Annotated in this window: 15 protein-coding genes; 7 read left to right on the top strand and 8 right to left on the bottom strand. The window is 54.9% G+C overall.

Annotation, left to right across the window (positions count from 1 at the left end):
- Positions 1-27: 27 nt before the first annotated feature.
- The 4 genes from rfbD to ACYU8T_RS17240 are packed head-to-tail and all read right to left on the bottom strand — an operon-like array spanning position 28 to position 3,756.
- The gene (gene rfbD, locus ACYU8T_RS17255) at positions 28-918 is read right to left on the bottom strand and encodes a dTDP-4-dehydrorhamnose reductase (RefSeq protein WP_461160457.1); all 891 of its coding nucleotides are present in this window, start codon (positions 916-918) and stop codon (positions 28-30) included.
- Entirely contained in the window at positions 915-1,988 is a 1,074-nt protein-coding gene (rfbB, locus tag ACYU8T_RS17250; protein ID WP_461160456.1) for a dTDP-glucose 4,6-dehydratase, read from the bottom strand. The genes rfbD and rfbB overlap by 4 nt, the downstream gene beginning before the upstream one ends.
- Before the next feature lie 7 nt (positions 1,989-1,995).
- Positions 1,996-2,556 carry a dTDP-4-dehydrorhamnose 3,5-epimerase gene (rfbC, locus tag ACYU8T_RS17245; RefSeq protein ID WP_461160455.1) on the bottom strand — a complete coding sequence of 187 codons (561 nt, stop codon included), beginning with the start codon at positions 2,554-2,556 and terminating at the stop codon, positions 1,996-1,998.
- A 57-nt stretch (positions 2,557-2,613) separates the two neighbouring features.
- On the bottom strand, positions 2,614-3,756 hold the full coding sequence (locus ACYU8T_RS17240; RefSeq protein ID WP_461160454.1) for a polysaccharide biosynthesis/export family protein: 1,143 nt from the start codon (positions 3,754-3,756) through the stop codon (positions 2,614-2,616).
- 180 nt (positions 3,757-3,936) lie between these two features.
- Between ACYU8T_RS17240 and ACYU8T_RS17235 the strand changes: the two genes are divergently transcribed.
- The 4 genes from ACYU8T_RS17235 (at position 3,937) to ACYU8T_RS17220 (ending at position 7,936) form a co-directional block, all read left to right on the top strand.
- Positions 3,937-5,100: a capsule biosynthesis protein gene (locus tag ACYU8T_RS17235; RefSeq protein ID WP_461160453.1), complete on the top strand. Its 1,164-nt coding sequence runs from the start codon at positions 3,937-3,939 to the stop codon at positions 5,098-5,100.
- Positions 5,101-5,102: 2 nt separating this feature from the next.
- On the top strand, positions 5,103-5,900 hold the full coding sequence (locus ACYU8T_RS17230; RefSeq protein ID WP_461160452.1) for an ABC transporter permease: 798 nt from the start codon (positions 5,103-5,105) through the stop codon (positions 5,898-5,900).
- Complete coding sequence (locus ACYU8T_RS17225) at positions 5,897-6,544, top strand: ABC transporter ATP-binding protein (protein WP_461160451.1); 648 nt, start codon at positions 5,897-5,899, stop codon at positions 6,542-6,544. The genes ACYU8T_RS17230 and ACYU8T_RS17225 overlap by 4 nt, the downstream gene beginning before the upstream one ends.
- Before the next feature lie 96 nt (positions 6,545-6,640).
- On the top strand, positions 6,641-7,936 hold the full coding sequence (locus ACYU8T_RS17220; RefSeq protein ID WP_461160450.1) for a phytanoyl-CoA dioxygenase family protein: 1,296 nt from the start codon (positions 6,641-6,643) through the stop codon (positions 7,934-7,936).
- A gap of 234 nt (positions 7,937-8,170) precedes the next feature.
- Here the strand turns inward: ACYU8T_RS17220 and ACYU8T_RS17215 are convergent, their stop codons facing one another.
- Entirely contained in the window at positions 8,171-9,052 is an 882-nt protein-coding gene (locus ACYU8T_RS17215) for a hypothetical protein (protein WP_461160449.1), read from the bottom strand.
- A gap of 369 nt (positions 9,053-9,421) precedes the next feature.
- Between ACYU8T_RS17215 and ACYU8T_RS17210 the strand changes: the two genes are divergently transcribed.
- The 3 genes from ACYU8T_RS17210 to ACYU8T_RS17200 are packed head-to-tail and all read left to right on the top strand — an operon-like array spanning position 9,422 to position 14,211.
- On the top strand, positions 9,422-11,404 hold the full coding sequence (locus ACYU8T_RS17210) for a sulfotransferase family protein (RefSeq protein WP_461160448.1): 1,983 nt from the start codon (positions 9,422-9,424) through the stop codon (positions 11,402-11,404).
- A 15-nt stretch (positions 11,405-11,419) separates the two neighbouring features.
- Positions 11,420-13,192, top strand: a complete 1,773-nt coding sequence (locus ACYU8T_RS17205) for a glycosyltransferase family protein (protein ID WP_461160447.1) — start codon at positions 11,420-11,422, stop codon at positions 13,190-13,192.
- Positions 13,189-14,211 (top strand): hypothetical protein, encoded by a 1,023-nt coding sequence (locus ACYU8T_RS17200; protein ID WP_461160446.1) that lies wholly within the window; start codon positions 13,189-13,191, stop codon positions 14,209-14,211. Before ACYU8T_RS17205 ends, ACYU8T_RS17200 begins: the two co-directional genes overlap by 4 nt.
- A 147-nt stretch (positions 14,212-14,358) precedes the next feature.
- Here the strand turns inward: ACYU8T_RS17200 and ACYU8T_RS17195 are convergent, their stop codons facing one another.
- From ACYU8T_RS17195 to ACYU8T_RS17185, 3 genes are all read right to left on the bottom strand, one after another.
- The gene (locus tag ACYU8T_RS17195; RefSeq protein WP_461160445.1) at positions 14,359-16,059 is read right to left on the bottom strand and encodes a capsular polysaccharide synthesis protein; all 1,701 of its coding nucleotides are present in this window, start codon (positions 16,057-16,059) and stop codon (positions 14,359-14,361) included.
- A 99-nt stretch (positions 16,060-16,158) separates the two neighbouring features.
- The gene (locus tag ACYU8T_RS17190; RefSeq protein ID WP_461160444.1) at positions 16,159-20,067 is read right to left on the bottom strand and encodes a glycosyltransferase; all 3,909 of its coding nucleotides are present in this window, start codon (positions 20,065-20,067) and stop codon (positions 16,159-16,161) included.
- A 42-nt stretch (positions 20,068-20,109) separates the two neighbouring features.
- Complete coding sequence (locus ACYU8T_RS17185; RefSeq protein ID WP_461160443.1) at positions 20,110-21,057, bottom strand: phytanoyl-CoA dioxygenase family protein; 948 nt, start codon at positions 21,055-21,057, stop codon at positions 20,110-20,112.
- Positions 21,058-21,061 lie beyond the last annotated feature (4 nt).

Raw genomic sequence — 21,061 nt, 5'->3', positions numbered from 1 at the left:
GTGTCGTCGCTTCCTTTAGGTGTCAGTTCAGGCTGCTGCGGAATGCAGGCGGGCAATCACGCGGTCCAGTGATTGGTGCCAATCCGGCAGAGCCACGCCATGGACTTTCGCGATCAGGCCGCAGTCGAGCCGTGAATTGGCTGGCCGCTTGGCAGGGGTCGGATAGTCGGCGGTGGTTATCCGCTTCACCTGCGCCCTAGGTCCGCTGTGCACGGCGGAAGCGGCGAAGATCGCCTCCGCAAAGTCGGCCCAGCTGGCTTCACCTTTAGCCGTCATGTGGAAGACGCCGCGCAATTCCGGATAGCTATTGGCTACCATATTGGTAGCGACATGAAGGATGCCATCAGCGATGTCGAGCGCGCTAGTCGGATTGCCGAGCTGGTCGGCAACGACGGACACCTCATCTCGGTCGCCCGCGAGACGCAGCATCGTCTTCACGAAATTCGCGCCGAAGGGGCTATAAACCCATGCCACGCGCAGTACCGCGCTGTTGTCGCCATGGGCAGCCAGCACCGCCTGCTCACCCGCCAGCTTCGACGCGCCATAGACGCCCGTCGGCCCGGTGGGGTCGGTCTCCAGATAGGGCCGGTCCAGCGTGCCCTCGAAAACATAATCGGTCGAAACATGGACCAGCGGCACGCCCAGCGCCTTTGCCGCCTCTGCCACTGCGCCGACGCCCGCACCGTTTACCGCATGGGCGAACTCGCTTTCACTCTCCGCCTTGTCGACGGCGGTATAAGCGGCGGCCGAGACGATAACGTCAGGCGCCGCACCCTCCAACGCGCGCAGCACCGAAGCCGGATCAGCTAAGTCCAGCTCGGGCCGACCTAGCGCGACCACTTCATGTCCAGCGGCCCCGCCACGCTCGATCAAGCTGGTGACGACCTGCCCTGTCTTGCCGGTGACGGCAATCCTCACGCAGCCACTCCGGCAGGCGCAGGCGCGGCGTTCAGCCCCAGCCTCTGGCCGTCATAACGATCGCGGAGCGGCCGCCACCACCACTCATTTTCAAGATACCAGCGCACCGTCTTCTCGATGCCGCTGTCGAAATTCTCCTGCGCGCGCCAGCCCAGCTCGGTCTCCAGCCTGGTCGCATCGATAGCGTAGCGAGCATCATGGCCAGGCCGATCCGTGACGAACTCGATCAGCCCTTCGCGCGGCGCGGCGGCGGGCATCAACTCATCCAGCACCGCGCAGATCCGGCGTACAACGTCGATGTTGCGTCGTTCGTTACGGCCCCCAACATTATAGGTCTCGCCGGGCACGCCCTTCTCGATGATGAGGTCGAGTGCGCGGGCATGGTCGTCGACATAAAGCCAGTCGCGCACATTCTCGCCCTTGCCATAAACCGGCAGCGCGCGGCCCGCGAGCGCGTTTAGGATGGTGAGCGGGATCAGCTTTTCGGGGAAGTGATAGGGACCGTAATTGTTCGAACAGTTCGACACCACCACCGGCAACCCATAAGTGCGCTGCCAAGCCTTGGCGAGATGGTCGGACGCCGCCTTGGACGCCGAGTAGGGCGAACTGGGGTCGTACGGCGTGCTTTCCTCGAACAGCCCCTCATCACCCAGCGAGCCATAGACCTCGTCGGTCGAGACGTGGAGGAAGCGGAAAGCGTTCTTGGCTTCTTTGGCAAGCCCGTTCCAATAACCGCGTGCCGCCTCCAGCAGGGTGAAGGTGCCTACGACATTGGTCTGGATGAAGTCGGCCGCGCCGGTGATCGAGCGATCGACGTGGCTTTCCGCCGCCAGGTGCATGATGCGGTCGGGCTGGAAGCCATTGATCGCCTCGTCCATCGCCGCGCGATCGCAGATGTCGGCCTTGAGGAAGCGGTGATTAGCCTTGCCTTCCACGGCCTTCAGCGAAGCCTCGCACCCGGCATAGGTCAGAGCGTCTATGGTCAGGACTTCATAGCCCTTTTCCAGCACCAGATAGCGGACGAGGGCTGAGCCGATGAAACCGGCGCCTCCCGTAACGATCACGCGCATACGATCATTACCCCCAAGTAAAATAGTCCGGTAAGTCGGCGAGCAGCGGCTGCTGCAGATCCTTCGGCGACAGTGTATTGGGATCAGCCACATTGGGCCAATCGATGCCGATCGCCGGATCATCCCAGCGCAGCCCCTTGTCACATTCGGCACTGTAATAACTGGTCACCTTGTAGCAGATGACCGTGTCAGGCTCGATCGAGCAGAAGCCATGGGCAAAACCCGGCGGGATCCAAAGCTGCTTGCCATTGTCCGGGGTGAGCGTCTCCGCCACCCACTGGCCGTAGGTGGGAGAACCTTGGCGGATATCGACGGCGACATCAAACAGGGCGCCGGCGGTGCAGCGGACGAGCTTGCCCTGCGTGTGCGGTTCGGTCTGGAAATGCAGGCCGCGGATGGTGCCCTGGCGGACGCTGCGGGATTCATTGTCCTGGACGAAGGTCCAATTGCCGCAATGCGCGGAGAACAAATCGGCTCGAAAGGTTTCCGCGAAATAGCCCCGCTCATCCCCAATATGGCGTGGGGTGAGCAGCTTAAGGCCGACGATATCGAAGGATTTGATCTCCATCATCCCACTTTCAAACAGAGAAGCGGGCGACCATTGTGGGGTCGCCCCTCAAAAGCCTTAGTTGCTGTTTTTCACCGTCTGCACCGCTGCAGTGACCGTTAAGATCGGAGAAAACAGCTGGCTAATCAACTGAATGAGTTTGCTGGGCTGGTTTGCCGCCGCATTGCCAAAGTAAAGCACGTCCTTGTCCCGCATTGCGAAACGCTGGGCGAGGAAATAGGAACCGGTTTTCATCATGTTGAGGTGATAGACCTTCGGCACCTCATTGCCCTGCTCATCACGGACATAGCGGAACACGAAGATCGCCGCCGGATTGCCGACACCAGGATTAACGCCGCCCGCATTAGCAACCGCCTCCGCCAGCGATACCGTTGAACGGCTGAAAGGAACCTCCTCTACCCGTCCCGGAGCGCCCAGCACGGAATAGGTTCGGGGATTGTTGATCAACATCAGCCGGTCGCCGGGATAGGCCCGCACGTCGAGCCTGGGATTATCGACAAGGTCGTTGATGCGCACGTCAACGCTCTGCTCGCCCCGCACGATCCGCAGCAGCAGATCCTTTGCATTGCCGCGGTAGCCGCCGGCAAGCGCGATGGCATCGGAAAGGGTTTCCCGGTTAGTCTGCAGCACGAGCCGGCCCGGCTTGGCTACCTCACCACCAACGATGATCGAATTAGTGATGGCCTGGTTCAGCGTGACGATCACTTGCGGGTTCTGTGACAGCCGTGCTAGCGAATTGCGGATCATCGCCTCGATCTCACCAGTCGTGATCCCCGCCACATGAAGCGTGCCGGCATAGGGAATGGTGATGTCACCCAGGTCATCGACCCGCGTCGGCGGCAGCTTCTGCACTTGCACGCCGGGATTGGCGACAATCTGGCTCATCCCCCCACCGCCACCTCCGGCGCCCGAGAAGAGGGTGACCCCCGCTTCATATATATTAATGTCCAACACATCGCCTGGGCCGATCATGTCAGTCGGCGGCGGCGTCAAATCGGGCAGCAAGGCGGTTGCCACCGCACTTGCCCCCGGCACATCCGCGACCGTGTGGATCGGAACCACCTCGATCGGGGCCGTTCCATCCTTGGGAGCGGCAGCGGATTTCTCAATCTGCCCCCCTGTAGGGCCGCTGGACGGCAGCGTAGCGCATCCCGCAAGTCCGGCGAGCAGGGCTAGATAAACGCTATTCTTGACTTGCATCGCTAATGAACTCGAAGGCTTGCGGGCTCGATGGGCGCACGCCTTAGCATCGGGATTCGGCAATGGACAATAGTTCCTCTCGCGATTGCGTCAGCGAAACGCGCTTGACCTTGCGCGCCGCCCCATGTTGGCCTAGCGCAAGGCTGATTTAGTTCCCTCGAGACGCTGCAAAGATATTTTATGAACGTCAATCCCTCGTTCCCGATTGAGGCCGAAGCCCCCGTTCAGCATTCCGCCGTAGTCCATTGGCTTAAGAAGCGGCGATGGTTCCTGCTGATGGTTGTGCTGCCCACCCTTCTGGCGGCGCTTTATTACGGCTTGATCGCATCTGACGTTTACGTCTCGGAGTCCCGCTTCGTCATCAAGAGTCCGGACCAGAAGCGCTCGCAGATGTCGACGCTAGCCAACTTGGTGCAGACAACCGGCTTGTCGGGTGGACAGGAACAGACGAACGAGGTGCTCACTTATGTCCGCTCCCGCGACGCGCTCAAGGCGCTGGAGAAGACGGTCCACGTTCGCGACAAATTTTCGAATCCAGAGGCGGATTTCTTAAGTCGCTTCCCCCAGCCATTTGCCGACAACAGCTTTGAAAGCCTGTTCAAATATTATGGCAAACGTGTTGATGCGCGCATGGACACCGAAGCGGGCACTGCGATCATTAAGGTCGAGGCATTCACCCCGCAAGACGCCTATGTCATCAACCGACAGTTACTCGATCTGAGCGAAGGGCTGGTCAACCGGCTCAACACCCGCGCGCAAAGCAAGGGCATTGCCGAGGCTCAGAAGCAGGTCGAACTCGCAACCCAGCGAGCTAGGAATGCCCGGATAGCGCTGGCACAGTATCGCAACGCCCAGGCGCTGATCGATCCGACTAAACAGGCTGGCGGCGTGCTAGAAATCGCCAACACGATGATTGCGGAACGGGCCGCGCTCCAAGCGCAGCTAGACCTAATGCAGCGCCTCACTCCCAACAACCCCTCCATTCCAGCGCTGCGTAATCGCATCGGAGCGATTTCCGTGCAGATCGCGTCACAAAACAGCCGGGTAGTTGGCACTGGCAGCGGCATTGCATCGAAGATGGGCGGCTATGAAGATCTGCTGGTGGAGGAGAAATTTGCGACCGAAAGCCTGACCGCGGCCAATGCTGCCTTGGTCCAGGCACGCGCCGAAGCGCTGCGCCAGCAATTTTATTTGGAACGTGTGGTCGATCCGAACACACCTGACACACCCTTGCTCCCCAAGCGCTTTATTAACATCCTCGTGGTGTTCGCTGCATCCGTGTGCCTCTATTTCATCGCCTGGATGTTCATGATCGGCGTACTTGAGCATGCTCCGGAAGATTGATCATGGCGAAAAGCAGCTTACATCTACTGCGCAATAGCTGGGCCGTGCAGGTTCGCGTCATTCATGCCTTGATGATCCGCGAGCTGATAACTCGCTTCGGACGGGAAAATATCGGCTTCCTCTGGATCATGGTGGAGCCCCTGCTATTCGCCGGGTTGGTAGGGCTAGTCTGGCATTTCACGCACGGCCCTACCGAACATGGTGTTGGCGTAATCGCATTCGTCGCCACAGGCTATATCCCCATCACGTTGTTCCGACATGGCGTAACGCGCAGCGTTGCCGTCTTCACAGTCAACCAGAGCCTGCTTTATCACCGGCAGATCAAAATTGTCGATTTCATCTTGTCCCGGTTCATCATCGAATTACTCGGCGGCATGATGGCTTATCTCTTCATGGCGACCGTTCTAATCGGTTTCGGCGAATTCCCCATCCCCGCCGACCTGGGTCTCCTGATCGCGGGCTGGTTGCTTTATGCCTTTTTTTGCTTCTCCGTGTGCCTCATCATCGCCCCGCTTTCGGAAGTGTCCGAGGCGATGGAAAAATTCATTCCTGTTACGACCTATATCATGATCCCTTTTTCCGGTCTGTTCTACATGGTGTCCTGGACGACCCCTGGTGCCCGGGAATTTTTGCTGTTCTCTCCATTTGTAAATGGCATGGAAATGATGCGGAAGGGGATCTGGGGGGATCAGGTGACAGCCTACTATAATATCTGGAATCCCATCCTCTGCTCGGCAATCGCGACCTTAATTGGACTCATCCTCTGCCGCCGTGTGCGCCGCAAGCTAACCGTCGAATGATTATTTGCAGCGACATTACCAAATCCTACTCCCATGGCAGCAGGCACAAGCAGGTTTTAAACGGAGTCAACCTAGTCATTGACCGTGGTGACCGGATCGGCCTTCTTGGCCGCAACGGTGCCGGGAAAAGCACGCTGATCAAATTGATCGGGGGGGTCGAAATGCCGACCTCGGGCAAGATCATCCGTAACATGTCGGTATCTTGGCCGCTGGGATTTGCCGGAGGATTTCAGGGCAGCTTGACAGGCTTGGACAATGCCCGGTTTATTGCGCGCATCTATCAGCGCGAATATGCGGACATCCGACGGTTCGTTGAGGATTTCACCGAGCTCGGCAAGCAATTGAACATGCCTGTCAAAACTTATTCTTCAGGCATGCGCGCGCGCCTAGCCTTCGCATTATCACTAGCCATCGAGTTTGACTGTTATCTCATCGATGAAATTATTTTGGTTGGCGATCAGAGCTTCCAACGCAAGTGTCAGGCAGAGATGTTCGAAAAGCGCCAAGATCGATCGATGTTGATAGCCTCACACAGTCCGGATTTTATTCGATCCTTTTGCAACAAAGCTATTATCATCAATAAAGGTCAAGCAATCATAATAGATGATGTTGAAAAGGCGATCGATCTATATGATCGTCTCTAACCCTGACCTTACAATGTGCAAAGAAAATCCATTGAAGTTGGTGAATGCTAACGCCAGCAAAGGCTATCGTAAAACGTTCAAGCGTCCAGTTTTCACTTGCGTACAGCTTCTCCGACCGTTTACGCCACGCTCGTCCAAGAATTTGAGGTTGAATTTATGGCTACCGAATTTTCATCTGAAACGAGAGCCACGATCCCGTTGCAAGTAAGAAACCGAGCCAACGTGTCAAGGGATGGTTTTGGACTGCTGTCCTTCCATGGCGTCATTCCGGGCGCTGTTTCCGATGAGAGCATTTTGTTTCTCCATCTTGGCGGTGAAGAACATCGCCTGCCTGCGGACGAGGCGCTGTGGCCGCAGGAGGAACAAAGTCGCCAGATTGAATTTCATCTGGTTTCGCATCTCGCACCGAACGGGCTGCAAAGCGTTACAGCCACATTGGTCCAGCCAAATGGATCACATATCGATTTCTCTTTTCCATTGCTCAACCTGCGTAACGACACACCGCTAGCCCATCAGGTCGCACAGGATCTGCGCGATCACGGCACACCTCTGCTGGTTGGCCGCATCATCGACAGCAGCCTGTTTCCCTTCGACAGCGGCACGGCGCGCGCATGGTTCAACGAAGTCGACGGTGATAACATTCCGATGAGCCTGGAACCTGCTCCGGACGCCGATCATGCGCAACGCCACCTCTTGAAGTGGGGCTTTTGCGTGCTGCATGAACAGCTGCCCGTCGAATTGGTTCAAAGCTTCAAAACCGAACTTAATGAGGCAATCGAAACAGGTGAGCTAACTTATCGCGTCGGATCAAGCGACCGCATACATGGTGCGCACCAAAAACTCTCGTCCGCTCGTGCTGTGTGGCTGTACCCCCCGGTCATTAATTTCCTGGAAAATTATTTCAAGGACACTGCCTGCGCTTGCCAAACACTTACCTATGTTAATGGTAGCGAACAAGGGGCGCATCAGGATTCCATTCACCTTACCCCCTATCCTTCGGGCTTCATGTGCGGCGTATGGGTAGCGCTTCAGGATGTGGAAGAAAACTCGGGCGAGTTGTTCGTCTACCCCGGCAGCCATCGGTCGGGCAGCATTCGAGCGCGCGATTTGAACTTAAAAAAGATCGAAAACGACGATTACTCACATTACTATAAGTTCGACGCCGCTATCCACGATCTAATCGAGCAAGAAGGGTATCAACGGTTGATCTACCGCCCTAAGGCCGGGCAGATCTTGGTGTGGCACGAAAATCTGATTCATGGTGGCAGTCCGCGACTAGACTTAGACCGAGCACGCCTGAGCGTTGTGAGTCACTATTTCGCTAAAGGGTCGATCGGCTTCTACGACAGTCGCGGTGAGGCCGCGGCGCTGGAAACATTGGCAAAGTTGTAACGGATAGGACAGATTGACAACCCGCTTCATCGCCTGTGGATTGATAGCTAAACACTTAATTTTGTCAGTAGAATTGATCAAGAAAAGCAGGGGTGCATAGCGGAAAGAGGCATTGATTTTGTGGAATCTATTGCTCTTGTGACCAATCTAATTACAATTTACTGCTAAAACTGATGTGCCATCTTAAGGTGTAGGGCTTCGGCGGCTATCATTTCGATTCTTTAGACGAATTGGTTAGCTCAGGCTGGCACGGGCGGGATAGCGCCAGACAAAACGCTCGGCCATGATCTGAAAGACAATATCAGGTTTTTCACGTTCGATAACCTCCGCAATGACGTCGCCCCGATGCCAGATGAAGACGGATCGTGAAAAATGCTCGGCTAGCCAAGGAACCATAAACTGGCAGGTGGAATCTCGAAAGACCACCGCCTTGGGTAGTTCCTTATTTTCATGCTCATACACGAAGCTCTGCCTCGAAAACTTATCATACCCATCATCGCCGATGCAGACAGCACGCGGTACGATAACCTGCAACTGAACAACGCTGTCCAGAGTAAACGCGAAATGATGGACACGATCCAAGTAATCCTGCCGCTCTTCATCCGTCATATGGGCGACAAGGTCGCCGTCAAAGCCGGCCAGCGTCTGCACGAACTGTTTAAGGTGCAGGGGCACAATGTTCAGTTGCCGACAAATTTCCGCATAGAGAAAGTACGATCCCATCCAATTAGGATGAGTGTCGCCACGGGGATAAAGACTCCCCATCGGTTTGGCTTTCTCTAGGCAGTCAATAAGATAAACAGCACCCTGTAGCTGTAGGCAAGGCCTACCCTTATAGTCTTCTAAATTTTTTAGAAGCATTGGTAAATATTCTCGGTACAGGATGCTTTTCTCCGGCACGAGAAACTTCTTATATGACGGAATAATTTTTATACGATCTGCTACAACCTTATTGGCACGTGCTTCTTCCTCATCATTCCATTTCTGGAAACCAAACTGCTGAGAAAGTTGGTCATTACCGTCACTGGTTAGGAATAGCCATCCGCAATCACCTTCGACAAATTTCTTGCCTTTCAAGACGGCCTTCAAATCTTCGTCAGAACGAATTGTCGTCACGATGCTTAGAATCCAATGAATCATACGAAATCATAATCGGGGTTTCACCGCCCCTTTATACGAGACGAGCTGTAGCCTTGGACGAGAAGCGGCACAAGTTTTCGCTACATGTCGTACGAAAGACACAAGCGGCTATAATCTGGCTCAAGTTGACCTATGTCGCAGCCGCCCCTTGCGCGCGCTGGTCGAAGATTCTAACGCCCTCCCCAGGCAGAAGAAGGTCTTACGGGAGCATGATATCAAGGGCGTCAGCGCGTTGTTCGTCTCCCCCATGATCTGTTCCGTCCACCTCAATAACAGCGATTAGTTTTTCGCTATAATCGTTAGATCAGCCGCCCTTCATTTTTCATTTCATTAGAGAGCGACACCTTGAGCGGACAAAAGCAGCCCTCCACCGACATGAGCGCATCGGTGCGCACGGCCGTCATCGTGCTAGGAATGCACCGGTCAGGGACAAGCGCGTTCGCCAGAGTCGCGAGCTTACTGGGGTGCGATTTACCCAAAAACCTGATGCCTGCGGACAAAGGAAATGACCTTGGTCACTGGGAGTCTAACTCCGTTACTTCACTAAACGAGCGACTTCTGGCAACGGCGGGAAGCAAATGGGATGATTGGACGCCGCTAAATAAAGGATGGGAAAAATCCGCAGTCAGTCCGGCTTTCCTAGCAGAAGCGCAAAAGGTGCTAAAGGACGAGTACGGCAATTCACCACTGTTCGTGCTGAAGGATCCACGCATCTGTCGCTTGGCTCTCCTTTGGTTAAAGGCGATCAAAGGATTGGGCGTGCGCCCGGTCATCGCTTTTCCGCTGCGCAACCCCTACGAAGTAAGCAATTCGCTTGCGACCCGAGATGGATCGGAGCAGGGGTTTGGACTTCTGCTGTGGCTCCGACATGTGCTGGAGGCAGAGGCGGCGACGCGCGACCTGCCCCGCTATTTTTTTACATTCGAACAAATGCTGGCGGACTGGGGTAGAGTGATCGATGGTTTCGAACAAGAGACCGGGCTGCACTTCCCTGGCCGCTCGGTCGGAGTGGAAGCAGCGATATCAACCTTCCTGATCGAGGATGCCCGACACGAGCGAGAAACGACCGCAACCATGCTGAACCACGCAGCGCCAGCTTGGGTGCGTGAGGTCTACGCAATCTTACACCGCTGGTGCGAGGGGGGTGTCCAGTCCGTTGACGACTTCGCTCGATTGGACTTAATCCGCTCTGAATTTGACGCTGCCTCCCCTTCCTTTGCCCGACTTATCGCGACGGGAGTTCATTCGCACGGCGGCTTTGGCGCGGGGGCAAACGCGCGGACGGATCTAACCCAAGCGCGCGAGGAGGTCGATCGGTTACAGAGTGATGCCACGCAGGCTCGCGCCACCCTAGCGGGCATGCACAGCGAGATCGAACGATTGCAAGGCGAAACATTGCAGGGGCGAACAGTGCTGGAAGAAGCACTAGCCGAGATCGAGCGGCTGAAACGCGAGGAGGCGCAGTCACGTGCCGATTTAACTCAAGCGCACGACGAAATTGGAAGGCTACGAGGCGAAGCAACCGATGCCGCCCATTCACGCGCAACATTCGTCGAGGAGTTCAATAGTTTAAGGCAAGCCAATCATCGCATGGAAGCCGAGATTGCGAAGCTGAGCAGCGCCGTGCGCCAACGCCAAGAAGAGGCCAGTCAAGCTTGGGCGAAGGCCGAAATCGAAGAAAAATTGCGCCAAAAGGCAGACGCTGAACAAACGCGCCTAACGAGGCAGGTTGAAGAGCTAATCGCCCAGTTTGCAGCAATTGACGAGCGCGTTAGAGCGGATGTCGGCGCGCTGGCGAACGCCCAGCGCCGCGCGAGTGACGCCGAAACCGCCAATGGACAATTGACCCGCCAGAATGAAAGGCTGCTACTCGATTTAGAGAATAAAAGTGCCGAGTTGCGCCAGATTCAATATCGCTCTACACGCGCGAACAGCGAGCTGGCGCAACTTGCCACGTTGCACATGAGCGCGCAAGAACGGGTACGTGAACTGGAGGAAATCGCATCCCGTGTGAACGCCTACCGCTCAGAGATAGTCGCCCTTTCTCAACGCCTTCAGGCAGCCGAACAGGCCAGCCATCAAGTCGAAATCGTTAGGCGCCAGGCCGAATGGCTTCAGGACGCAACCACTCTTTTGCAAAAAAAGCCGAGACTTCGCGCCCTCCTGCTGTCGAGCGCACGCCGGCGATACAGCAGGGATCTGCTCAAGGCGTCAGACCTGTTCGATCCTGAATCCTATTTAGAGAAAAACCCCGACGTGGCTGAATCAGGTGATGACCCGCTGCTCCACTATGTTCGCCACGGGCTTCGTGAAGGGCGTTCTTGGTAACGGGATAATAAATATATGGAAGCGATGGTAATGGTGAGTGACGAGGAAGTTGAAGCATTTTTACAATCTGGTATCTTTGACGAACAATGGTATGTTAATGAATACGCCGATGTAAAAATATCGAACATAGATCCCGCCCGGCATTATCTGTCTATTGGCAGGAATCTTGGCCGCGCGCATTCCGGCGACAAGATCAAGGCCGTGCAACCGTGCCGTGATGGCGTCGATCCACATGTCTACGATGTCATCGCATCAGCATTCGACATCAATTTCTACTTATCCTCCTATCCGGATATAAGGGATGCCGGAGTCGATCCGGTCTGGCATTATGCCATTTCAGGATGGATGGAAGGGCGCGATCCCTCGCTCAACTTTTCAACGCGCTATTACTTGGAAACTTATCCTGACATAGGCGACGCGGGTGTAAATCCTTTCTACCATTTTCTAGTGAGTGGGAAAGCCGAAGGTCGGACGTCCAAGCATGAGCTTGGCTTCCGCTATGACATCCTCTCGAGGCTCCAACCCGTCGCCGAGCAAATTGCTATCGCCAAGGCTAGCCGCCAGCCCATACAAACCAAAACGCCAGACACGCTATGCGCCGCCATAGCAAAGGCTATGGCGAATCGGGCGAGCGTAATCCTGTCTTTTTCACACGATGATTTCCAAACCCATGTCGGCGGTGTGCAGTTGCTGCTGCGTCGAGAACTGAAATTGCTGCAGGAACAGAATATCCTCCAGCTCAACTTCCACCCGGTCTATCCTCTGGCTTTCATGGATACCTCAGGTGAGGATGTTCTGGTTGCCGCAACGATAGACGGCGTACCCATCGGCGCTTATCGATCCAGCGACGTGGTCAAAGCCATGCGCGCCTCTCGTTTCAAAAGCGAGCCAACTTTTGCTGTACATAATCTACTCGGGCACAATGTAGAACAGGTGATCGGAATCCTTGAAGCATCTGGCGCACAGTCTGGTCATTTCTGGATTCATGATTTCGCACCACTTTACAATAACTACAAGTTAATGCGTAATGACGTAGAATATAGCGGAATTCCTAGAATTGGTACCATGGCTTGGCAGTTGTGCGAATACGCCCGTGCAGATTTTTCTCATCGAGATGAATGCGCAAAACTGTTTGATAGATTTACAATCAACCTGATCGCGCCTTCACAGTCTGCGCTGGATATCTGGAAAAAGGCTGAAGCTTTGCAGCCCAATTCCAGTAGGGTGATCGAGCATTGCGCGTTGCAGGAAAGGCGATCCATTCTGCCCGCACAAGTTGGGGGCAAGGACACGCCACTCAAAATCGGCTATCTTGGCCATCCTGCCGATCATAAAGGCTGGCCAGTCTTTAGAGAGCTGGTGGTCGCGCTTGCTCAAGATAGCCGTTACGAATTCCATCATATTGGCAGCGGCCGTGGCAATGGATTGCCGATATCCTGGCGGGACGTACAGGCCGACGAAGCGCGGCCGGACCGCATGCGCGAAGCGGTTGAGTTGGAGGAGTTGGATGTTGCGCTCATCTGGTCGCTGTGGCCCGAAACCTTCTGCTTGATCGCCTATGAGGCATTGGCCGGTGGCGCAGCGATCCTCACTAACAAGGCTGCGGGTAACGTATGTGACCTCGCCGAAAAAACAGGAAACGGGCTCGTGTTAGATGATGAAAAACAATTGCTAGAGCTATTCAAGAGTGGCGACATACTGAAACTTTCCCGCGCCCATAGAGATGTGAGACATTTTGATATAGCATATAGTAAACTGACTGTTACGTGCTTGGAGCATCAGCCATGAAAACACTATGCTTCACGAGTTTTAGTTTCAGCTATCTTAATCGTGCTCGTGTATTGTTCCAAAGCGTGCGGCGTTTCCATCCTGACTGGCATTTGGTCGCACTGATGACCGATAAGCTACCCAAGGGCTTCGCCTTCAATGTGGAGGACGAGCCATTCGACGAAGTCGTGTGGCAGGACCAGCTAGGCATAGAGGGTGTTGAAGGTTGGCTGTTCAAGCATGATATCGTCGAAATCTGTACTGCGGTGAAGGGCCCCTATCTCTACAAGGCGACGCAGCTTGGTTATGACGCGGTCATCTACCTTGATCCCGATACATGCCTTTTCAATCCGCTGACGCCTCTGCTGGAGCTGCTTGAAGCGCACGACATTGTGCTGACGCCGCATCTGCTAGAGCCGGAAACGGACCCAATGGCGATCGTCGACAACGAAATCTGCCCCTTGTGGGCAGGTATTTTCAATTTGGGCTTTGTTGCAATCAGGACAACTGGTGAAGGCGTACGGTTCGCAAAATGGTGGAGCGACCGGCTAGAGGTTTATTGCCACGATGATCCAGCCAACGGCCTTTTCGTCGATCAGCGTTGGTGCGACCATGTGCCAGTGTTCTTCGATAGAGTACATATTTTGAAAGATCCGGGGTACAATACCGCCAGTTGGAATGTGAATCAGCGTCGCATCACGATCAACGAAGACGGCAATGTCTGCTCCAATGGTGCACTGCTGCGTTTCTGGCACTTTACTAAATTAGGCCCATTGGGCGACACGATGACACGCCGCTACGCTCGGGATCAAATTGTTGTTTATGAATTATGGCGCTGGTATCGCCAGCAGATTTCAAAAGCCACATCGTTGGGTATTCCCGAGCGCTACTGGGCCTTTGGTCATTTCGAAGACGGCGCACCTATCGAACGGTCGCACCGGCTACTCTACCGCCATCGTCAAGATTTGCAGGACGCCTTTCCGAACCCATTCCAAAAAGAATTTTCGGAATGGTTACAAACCGAAGGGCTGAAGGAATAGGATTGGCTCCGCGGGTTACCGTCCAGCATACGAAGCAAAAGAAAGCTGCAAGAGGGACGCTGAAGGGCGCCCCTCTCTTGCATCATCGTGCCGGAACTGATCGGTGGAAATGTCGAGGAGTGATGGCTGTCATATAGTAACGCCGTTTTACGCTCGGTCGAGCCAATGATCTAAGTGTGCCAAGGTTCGATTAGCTTCCCGGACGTGCCGCCCCATGGCTTTAACAAGGCTCAATTTTTGTGGAGACTCGAGGAGCCACAGGCCGCGCCTGATAACATCAATAGCGTCAACGTCCTCAGCTTTATAGACATCGTTCCAGCCCAGCCCGTTAAGCAATGGATAGACCTTTGCCCCGCCTTGAATATGATCAAGTGCGACGAACGGCACACGCTGCCGCAGCGCCATAACGGCTCCATGGAAGCGCGTGGTCAGAATTAGATCACAATTGGTATATTGCTCTTCAATTTCATCAGGTGTTACCCCGGAACGGACTAAGTGGTTCTCGATTTCTACAACCCGCAGAGGCCTATGCTGACCCAGAACATCAGTCAGCGCTTCAAACTTCTGGCGGGCTTCCTGCCACATACAAAGATCGACACCATATTCATGCTGCTCGCCCCGCAACGCGAGGCCTATGACTTTCTCATCTCCGAAACAGGTTAAGCTGCGGGTTCGTATCGGCTTTGGGGCTGATGCTGCCACATCGCCGTAAGCCTTTTCGCCGCCCTGTCGCGCGAAGACCTTTTTGAACGGGTTGAAATAGTTTGGATACTCTGGACGAAGCAGACTGACACCGATCCCGATCAATTCGGACTCTGAAAATCTTCCGAAGAACGGCGTTGTTTCAGGATGGTGCAAGAGGATGGGGCCACACACGAATATAACGGCATCACAAGCCTCAGGCGCGAACTCCTGCCAGTCCACTCGCACTGCTCCGCATATGTCGATTGGGTCAGCAGTTGCATGAAATACCTCGTGACCTCTGCCAACTAGATGGGAAACAACTGCCTCAAGCGACCGCAGATCCCCAATCGTCCCATGCCCCCGGAATGACCCGTACCAGCTGACCAGAACACGCTGACGCTTTGACACACTTGGAGAAGGGGGGAGCGCTTCAGCAAATTCGCAAATGCACGAATATAAGGACTTCGCATCGGGGACCATGTCGAGCTTATGGGTGAGTTTGAACACCGGAACCGGCGGGTTAGCCAAGTCACTGCCAATATTATCAGGAGCGGTAGCAAGAAGATCCGGGCTATTCGGGCCAAAATGGAAGCGGTGGACGGCAGATACTTGGTGTGTCCGATCCCAAAGCTCGCGGAATGACGGGTCGCTTTCATAAAGATTACCGAACAGCGTATGCACCCAAAAGTAGCCATCACGCGCCGACCTCTCAGACCAATATGCCCAAGACGCTTCACGCCATCGCTCAATAATGTACGTTCCCTTTTCTGCAGCGATGAACCAAGTCGAGAGCATCCGGTCAGGGCCAGGGCGGGCGAAAGCGAAGAACCCTAACGGCATTATTTGGGAGAGCCAGCTGTCGAGGCCCCTAGCGCAAACTGTGGTCGCGTCAGCCCATACTCCCCCATAACGATGCAATAGCTCCAGTCGAATCTGATCACTCATGGCCTCCGCTTCCTTCGGCTTAGACAAGATCGCATCGACTATGCTCGACGGCAGGAAATGCTTGAGACTGCGGAGGTCGAGACATTGCACTGTCCAGCTGGGATTGAGGCGCTGCCAGCTCATCCGGGAAGCTTGCGCTATTCGCGGTGCATTCTCCCAACCCTGAAGCCACAACATCCAGATTATTTTCGGAGGAAACCCAAGGTTATTGTTTTCCATGTAACGCTCTTTACTTACTCGTCACTTTGCTACGAAGAGGTGATCAATTTGAAATGCAATCCCGATTCTCGGCCCATCCTGAGGGCAGGTCATGCCTTCTCACAAATACCAAGCCCCCGCAGTCGGCATAGCGACAAGGTCAAGTCGCGCCCTTGAGAAGCTGGGGTGGGAAGAGGGATCGTTGTCCAACCACTGCCCCCAGCGCGATAGGAACAGCGCAACTTCAGCGCCTGGTGGGATGGTTTCTCCACGTGAAGCCTTCTCGGTGTGGGTGAACTGCGCGTCTGGATTATAGACGATGCGGTACCCTAGGTTGCGGATACGCAGACACAGATCGACGTCGTTGAATTCCAGGCTAAAGCGTTCGTCGAAACCGTTCATCTGCTTGAGAATCGACAGTCGGGTTGCAAAAACGGCGCCGGTGACAACTGACCATTCCCGTTGCGCAAAAGCCCAATCATTATATGTCTTCGCCTCGGCGGGCCAACCAAGCCAAGCATGGACGATTGTGCGAAATGATGGGAACATCCCGACATGCTGGATACTACCGTCATCAAAATAAAGGCGAGCGCCAACGCCTCCGACGCTTTCATCGACCGCGAAACTCAGAAGCGCGGACAGCCAGTCAGGTGTGGTCGGGACCGCATCATCATTTAGGAATATGATCTGCTCGTCCGTCGCTTCGCGCCACAATCGGTTCATCTTGCGGGAATAATTAAACGGTTCGCCGGGATCCCGCGGCGTTTCGATCCGCCTTAGCTTGAACGGCCATGACTGCTTGGCCCAATCAGGCTCTCCTACGACATCGTCCCCCACGATTACGGTGAGCCGGTCCATCGGCCATGCCGCCTGTGTAATGCTAGCCAGCAAAGCTTCGATATAAGATTCTACTGACTTCGGCCGAAGCGTTCGCCGTGTGGGGATGACGATTGTCACGGCAGGATAGTCTTCACCCACAAACCGCCGCCGCTGGAGCAGCAATCCGGGTGCGTCTCCTTCGACAAGCACGATATCGCTAAACCCTTTACATGCTGTAAGTGCAGCGCGGCGCGCCACGATGTCGGCAACTGGGCGCTTACCTTCATAGCCGATCAGGACTTCCGTGATCCGTGAAATGGTGCCCCCCGCTTCGGAAACGCGCAATATCAGATCGTAGAGTACAGCCGTACCCCTTGCTGGGTCCAACCCGCCGACATTTGTCAGCATCTTGCGCCGCACCGCGATCGGCGCACCAATATAATCTTGCGCGACAAGCAGCGCTTGATTGAAATCGGGCTTGAGATTGAGCCGATTGAGCATGTTTTCACCCGCTGCAACATCGTCAGCGTAAAAAAGCGACACATCTGGCCTGTTCGTCGAGGAACTCAGGACGAAATGTCGCGCATCTGGAGAAACTCGGGCATTACGGGGTGCAAACAGGATCCAGTCGTTCGGATCACCTTCCGGGATCGCGGTTCCATCCCAAGACAGATCGTCTTCCAGCGGAACGGGGACAAGGCCCTCCGACCGAGAAAAATCGCTGAATTTCTTCGTAGATGAAAAATTAGGATCGATTGGGGGGGGAGGGGGAAGATCGGCTATTTTTCTCGACTGCGGAGTAATGCCTTGCGGAACGGCTGAATTTTCGATCGCTCCGGAAATGCTCACCTTGATGGCCTCTGCCACGGCTTCGTAGGACAAGAGACGCTCAACATTCGCCTTTGCCGCATGACCAATGGAATGATCACCGGACATGATGGCTTGTGCCGCTTCCACAAGCGCGGCAGCAAAGGCGTCCTCGTCTACCTTCGCCCAGCTATGGCCGGCAAGATAATGGCCGTAATTCTGATCGAGCATCCAAATTTTTGCCGGGACGGGGTAGCCGCACTTCTCGTCTATAAAATCCTTGGTTCCTGCATAATCGGTCGCAACAACAGGCTTACCGACTGCCATGGCCTCCGCAACCGTCAGACCAAACCCTTCGGAACAATGAGGGGAGGCATAAATATCCGCCGCCGCCATCAGGCTGGTGACCTCGTCGGAATAAAGGGAAACTTCAAGAATGCGGACACCAGGCGTTGTCTCCGCAAGCTTGGTCAGGGCCTCACCCGCTTCAGGTCGATCATGGAGATGCTTCGTCTTGAGAACCAGCGTCCAGCTCTGTTCCGCCAGGCCGGATGCCGCAAAGGCACGGATGAGGCCATCGGGATTTTTGCGGACAAGATAGCTCGCGCCATCGAAGATATAGAGAATCACCTTCAGGCTCGGATCGATCCCGAACCGGCGCAGCGTGGTTTCCCTATCGGATGCAATCCGCGCTGGCACCCGCACGGGATGGGGGACAACATCGACCGGCACGCCCACTTCGGCGGAGAAGATATCTGCGCAATAGGTGCTTGGCGCCCAAATCCGGTCAACCGAATGCAACTCCTGCTGCCAAGCCGCCGGCAATGTATCGGTTTCCCAGACCCAATATCCGATGCGCTGCTTCGCCGACCTGATGATGGCGCGCTGTTCGTCGGTCAGGACGTTCCAGGAATCTGGGTTCAGATGGACGATCGCAATGTCGGGACGGCCGTTGAAATCGATCGTTTCGACAGGGGGGCATATCCGCCGATGGATATGAAAAGGTTTGACGACCGGATAGGCGTTTACACGCGCATCGGTGTGTCGGATCGCACTTAGCATCTCGCGGCTGGCCGTGCCTAGGCCATTTTCATAATTCCACGGCCCAAAGAAGGCGATACGAAGCGGATGGTCGCCGGTTATGGCGTCGAACTGCCGCGCATTGACGAGAAGATCGGTATTAGGTCCCGGGGGCACCGAGGATATTTCGGCGGCCCGGAGCGTCGCGCGTACGAGCTCTATGTCGAAGCCTGCCTTCTTCAGGACGTGCGGCCATTGCTTGCGCACTTCCTTGAGCACGTCGAGCTGATCGGTGACTTCCGCAAATTTGTCACGCAGCATCAGGAGCTTAATGAACGGAAATCCCTGCTCGATAAGTTCGCGCCAACTGAAGAAGGTGGGATTTGCTGAAAAGGACCCCGCATATAATGCCTGAACAGTGAGGCCTGCGGTCTGCATTTGGGAGGCGAAAGGCACTTCATAGGTGCGGATGACCTCATCCTTGTCATCGATCCTGCGAAGGTCACGGATAAAATGCTGGAACCCCCAGGAGCTCAGCGCCTTGGGTTTTAAACCTAGGAAATAGCTTTGAACATGCCAGCCATATTCGTGGCTGGCCGTCAGCGCCACGATGTCGGCGGGGCATGCGCGCACGCGGGTCATCATGTCTCCGAAAATGTCGGCATCGGCCGTGGGAATGACGCTGTCATTCGTCATCACAAGCAGGCCTGCCCCAAACAGCGTGGGAAAAAGTTGGAAGGCATGCGCCCAAGCGCCGAAATCATATCCGGCATTATCGCGCACGATGATGCCAGAAGCGGCATTCACTTCCTTGTCGAACAATTCCAGCGGCTGATCGGCAACGACGACAAGCAGAACAGATAAGCCGGTGCCAGAAAGTTGCTTGATATAAGGCAACACATGGGGCTTCAGTCGGCCTGCCGGCGCATGGGTGACAAGGATCGCCGCATCATCGCCTGGAACAAGGTTCAGTTCCTTGACGATGACGTGACGCAAGCCTCTGGGCTGCCCCGCATTATAAGGGCCGGTCCTCTTGCACTGGCGCCCCTCGGCACGTCCATGCAGGACATAGTGCAAAAGTGGATTGAGTCCAGATACGCCAACATCCGGGTACTTCGTTGTGTAAAATCGCGTGTCAAAGTTCGGCCCTGGGTCGCGGCCTTCCTTATATCCATGATTCAAATAATGCTGTAATGCGCTCTGGTTATCAGCACTAATATCTGGATTGTTTTTTTCATACCATTTGGCATCAAACAAACCATTCGTGAGATTTTCATCAGTAGCGATAATGGATTGAATTCGCTCGAATTGCCGCCGACGCTTTTCGATTTTTCTGCGTTTTGTACGGAATATTGCCCTTTTTATGTTGCCACCCAAGCTCATAATTGCTTCCTGATTTAAATTATATCTCGTATATGACTATATTTACCTAAATAGATTTCTCAGCCGCTTTCTAAATGATGGATTGTTAGCAACGCCAAGCGAAGGTTTTTCCTTAACCTCCTCCCCCAAATATTGGTTAGATCTGCGTTCACCATCGCTGATCGACACTAAGTTCCGCAAATCTAGCTTTCCCAACGCCTCATCCGAAAACGCAGGCGTATAGTATATGCAGTCATCGAAATAATAATGCGTCACTTGGGACCAACGGGTCAGCGTCGGGTTGTTCTGGCTGCTGCCGCCATGCAGCAGGTTCGCGCACCAGATAAGTGCTTGTCCCTTGCGTGCTAGGAAGATCTCCTCCCTTGCGCCATGGGCGTTGCATAAGGCACGCCAAGCCAGAGCATAGGGATCCTGAGCAGAGATCAGATCGCTACCGTGACCTCGGCGGCCGATCAGCACATTGGTCATTATCGGCCACCGGTGGGAACCCGGATAGTAAAAGAGTGGTCCTGAGTCCGGCCCAATATCTTCCAGCGCCAGCCACACGCCGCACATGAAACGCTCAGGCAAACTGGAAAAATGGACGGAATCTGAATGCGCCGCCTGCTGCGTACCAACCGGGAAATTCAGCGTCTGAAATGGAAAGGCATTGCGGCCGTAGAGCTTGCTCAGCAGATTAATCACGGCTGAGTTGGCGGCGATGGCGCGGACATCCTCGTCATATTGCCACGCATCCTGAATACGCCGCTCACCGACCGTCTTGTCGCTACCCGCTGTATCGAAATCGATACCATAGCGTGGTCCCAGATGGTGCCGAATGCGGTCGATGCGGCCGTCCAGATTGCTGTCCGGAAAATCGAAGATGGCAAAGCCCTTCTCATGCAGATCATCGGCGATCCGCTCTTCCTCCGGACTCAGTCCCCAATCAGCCTTGAGTTGAGGAAAAATCGGAGACTCAATCAGCGGCATACCGGGAAAAAGATTGGACACTGCC

The sequence above is a fragment of the Sphingobium sp. TomMM35A genome (assembly GCF_054771735.1).
The sequence above is the reverse complement of the archived record's forward strand: the minus strand, read 5'-3'. Positions and strand labels throughout refer to the sequence as shown.